Origin of the sequence: Tessaracoccus sp. OH4464_COT-324 (assembly GCF_003932855.1) — a bacterium.
GTDB lineage: Bacteria > Actinomycetota > Actinomycetes > Propionibacteriales > Propionibacteriaceae > Arachnia.
In genome coordinates, this window is the sequence record NZ_RQYZ01000128.1 from 1 (window position 1) to 388 (window position 388).

Annotated in this window: 1 protein-coding gene; it reads right to left on the reverse strand. The window is 69.6% G+C overall.

Going from position 1 to position 388, the window contains the following annotated elements; translation table 11 throughout:
* On the reverse strand, positions 1-180 hold a 180-nt coding region (locus EII42_RS13630; protein WP_233558416.1), incomplete at its 3' end, for a hypothetical protein.
* Positions 181-388 lie beyond the last annotated feature (208 nt).

The following is a 388-nucleotide window of genomic DNA, read 5'->3' on the forward strand; positions in this document are numbered from 1 at the left end:
CTTACCCGAGCCACCGGAAATCGAGCCCAACAAGTCACGAAAACCGTCAAGGGTGCCTTCCAGGAACCCGAAAGTGTCCCCAGCTGGCATCATCCGTGCCCCGCTGGCCGAAGTATCCGAATTAGCCGCCCACCTACGGGCCATCTCCACCAACTCCGGCGGATCAGCGGTGAAACTCATATCCCCACCCGCCGCCGCAGGCCCAGAACCCTCACCCGCCGCCGGAGGCGCAGAACCCGGAGCGCCAGACCCGCCGCCGGGGAAAGGGCCGCCACTCGATGACCCGCCGCTCGCGGGCCCGCCGCCTGCGGGGCCACCAGACGGGGTGGCCCATCCTCTGGGCGTGGGGGTCAGGCTTCCACCGGGTGGTTCCTGCCCACCGGGTGGG